The organism is uncultured Idiomarina sp. (assembly GCF_964010655.1).
Taxonomy (GTDB): Bacteria; Pseudomonadota; Gammaproteobacteria; order Enterobacterales; family Alteromonadaceae; genus Idiomarina; species Idiomarina baltica.
In genome coordinates this window covers 1-3,450 of record NZ_CAXGLS010000084.1, presented here as the reverse complement: position 1 = coordinate 3,450, position 3,450 = coordinate 1, and the positions used below count along the sequence as shown (strand labels likewise).

Here is a 3,450-nt window from a genome sequence, read left to right as displayed (position 1 = left end):
GTCTTATAGATGTATTGGTCTCGGCTGTCTGAATGTGGGCCTCTGGATTTGAATTTGCTTGTATCGCACCTGTTTCTCCCGATTTTGCAATCTCCATTTTGGCTTTAGTTGCAGCCGGTACGCTCAGATTTTGCGTGTCAGAAATGTGCTGAATATTTTTCTGATCGATCTCAGTACCAGCCAAACTTTGCCCAGTATTGGTAGAGGCTATGTCTTTGCTATAATCTGATGTGCGTTGGCCAGCGGTAGCTGCGCTTGCTGCTGTTGTCGATACTCGCCCTGCTTGCTCGCCGCCATAAATATCCGCGCGAGTATCTACGGCTTGATTGTAGTCAAAATTATTATTGGACATCGCATCAAGCCACTTTGCTTCCGTTCTTAACGACCCAGTATTGTGACCACGCGTAGCATCACCGTAGCGTTGGCTGCCCATTTCCCTTTGCATATTTAGCTTGTCGTAAGCAGTAATGCTGCCGTCCATCATGCCCATTCTGCGTGAAGGGTCTAAAATTTCTTGTCCTGTATTGGAACCTAAGCTTTCAACATTGTCAGCCAAACGTTCGCCCATCTGTGAGAAAGCACGCGCACTTAATTTGAAGAAAACACCAGCTATAAATCCGGCCAATATGACAGCCATGCTTTGCAGTTTGCCGAATGTCGCTAAACCTTTGTTAATGTCGGTTGGTGCCATCATAAAGCTGGTGACACTACCGTTGTAATTTTTAAGCGAGGCCATTAAATCGCCAACTTGATCAACTATGATGCTATGGACGATTGCATCGGATACCCCCCAAAGCCCAACAAAAATAAAGAGTGTCAGGATAAGGTGTAGGGACTTGAAAATCATTGGTGTGACAAGGAATAACACCAATATAGGTAATATTGACAAGATAATGACTAACGTTGAGCTTCGAATAGTCGGAATCCAGCCCTCAGCGACAATGACATTCCCGTATCCTTGGCTCATTTCGCGGTAGTTGGCGATATCTGAAATTGCAGTGCCTGCATAGGTAGCAAGGGTTTCATATGTGGTTTTTGCAATAGCTTGACTCATGAAAAGTTCTGTATCGGAGCCAATGACGCCGGTACCAAAAACAAGATTGGTCATGTCTTGCAAGCGATCACGGCAGGTAGCAAGCTGTAATGCGTTAGACGAATCAAACCCACTCTTATCACAGATGGCATTTCTATAATCGTTGTAGGTTGATGGTAACGCTAATATCGCAGCAAGCGAGTTGTACGCTGTTGTACAGCTCACCTCGACTCCGCCTTTGTTGGTTGTGTCGTAGTATAGAACTGGTACGCTGAGGCTTTTAAGTTTTTCGAGTTCACCAATTAAATCGCCCGTACTAGACATCAATGCGTTTAAGTCAAACGTATATAAATTACTGTTTAAGGCGGGAGGCATACAGGTATCAACGAACGAATATAATGAGCGGTTTAGATAGGCATCATGCGCTAACGGATTACCATTTAGTGCATTAAGTAGGAGTTCGAGAGTTGCACCGTTCGCATGTTCTGAACGAGTGTATACGGTGGATGCGTCAACAATCAGCGTCATACCTCGCTCCATGATATTGGGTAGGTTGACAGCATTGGCAATCAGAGAGGGAATATTCCCCACTGACTGATATTGGTTAGTGGATTCATCATAAATATGCACAGTGGTTGTTGGGCGGATTACGACGGTGTAAAGGGTTACTCCAAACAACACAACAAAAAGAGAGACTAGCGCGTCGTAGCCTTTTAAACCGCCAGATAAAAAGCCTTTGCCAAGGGCAATCAAGTAGCCGATGGTCACGCCTGCAATAGCAAAGGCAATGATATACCACTCATATTGCGGGTTACTGAAAATCGCGGACAGCCTTAAAAAAGCATTAACGACAGACTCAAAACCGCCAAAGGTGTAGTAATCAACATCTGCAAATGCTGAAGGACTAAACAAAAAAACAAATGATAAGAGCAGCTTGCGATTCATTAGTTTGTACCTGCATTGGTAAACTTGCGTTTCTCCATATCCTGATAGCGCGCTATCTGTGATATCTGAGCTTGAAACTGCTCGTTTTGACGTATGTAGCTCTCTTTTACCGCCGAATGACGTCCCGCAATCTGGTCACGTAGTTCAGTAAGGTTTTTTATGGTCACGACATAAGCATTCAAGTTGCAGCGTGGGGCAGGTGCGCCGGCAGCAGTATTCGCCGCTTCTTGAACAGGGTCTGATGTGGCGCTAGATAACTTGTCATTAATCGTACTGAACATGAACAGGGTGTTACGATACATATCATCGAATATTCGATATGCATATGCGTAAGCCAGCGTCTCAGCCATTTCATCGATGACCTGGTCGGTAATGCCCGCATCATTGGCCAGTTTCATTGCAGACTTAACACTCATAGGCGCGTTATTCGCCCACTTTGCTAAGGCACTTGTCGGTAGTAATGGGTTGTTTGGATCTTTCAACGCATCTGAAAGTGCTTTGAGATTGTCACGAGAGTAATCCACCAAATTAATTGCACCGGCCGGTTGTGTACATCCTTGCCCTGCATCCGTATACGGATCATTGATACCGGTTGGCGGGCGTTTTTCAAACGCGCGACCATAAACAAGATCATCGATACCCATCGATTCATTTTGTGAACAATGGCTTATTTTCTTAACCATTGGCATGTTGCCTTGTGTCGGATCATGGTCGGTCACAACGTCACCAACATAACCACGGATAAAATCGGCATAAGCGTTCATGCCATACATGTTAGTGATTCGATCGATAACCGACCCATCTGCATCAAGGATTGTCTTTATCTCGGCAGGGCACGCTGCAATTTCTTTCCGTATGTTGGTTGATGCACTGGCTTTGCCCTGATTACCTTGGTCAGCTTTGCCTTTTTGCCATGCGTTTTTCACAGCGCCAATACTGAGCTCCTGGCCTTGTGATATTTCGCCCCATACTTCTTTTGCTGCTTCCGTTACGCTACCTGTATCAACAACCGTCGTAATTGCGCTTTTGGCCATTGCGCAACTGTCAAGTTGCAAACCATTTAGCATATCCATCACGTTTTGAATTGACTCGGTCGTGACCCCTAGTTTCTCGGACAGTGCTTTAATTGCCATCTGAAACGCGATGACCTCACCGTTTTGGATCATTTGCTCAAACTTATCGACAAGCATATCAACGTCCATGAAACTCATACCGCCTAAAAACAAATCAACGCCCCCGCAACCGCCTTTGAGCCTGGGGGCAGACATGCTAATTGGGTACGAAATAGAGGAGTTGGCTCTAAATTGAATGTTACCCGCGGTAATAAAGTTTCTCGCGCCGCCACTATATGAAGATGGGCCGCTATAAGTCGCATTTGATTGAAGCCAATCGTCAGCCCAATCGTTAGCAATGGCACCTGTAGCACTGAATAAAAGCGAGCTAGCTAATGCTGCTCTGGTGAAGCGGTGGAT

General features: G+C 45.4%; 2 protein-coding genes. Both read right to left on the bottom strand.

The window, feature by feature from the left end; all coding sequences use genetic code 11:
* Window positions 1-1,978 (bottom strand): conjugal transfer protein TraG N-terminal domain-containing protein (locus ABNS04_RS12235; RefSeq protein WP_348671582.1); only part of this gene is annotated, 1,978 nt, incomplete at its 3' end.
* A partial coding sequence (locus ABNS04_RS12230; protein ID WP_348671580.1) for a conjugal transfer protein TraH occupies window positions 1,978-3,450 on the bottom strand: 1,473 nt, incomplete at its 5' end. The genes ABNS04_RS12235 and ABNS04_RS12230, both read right to left, overlap by 1 nt.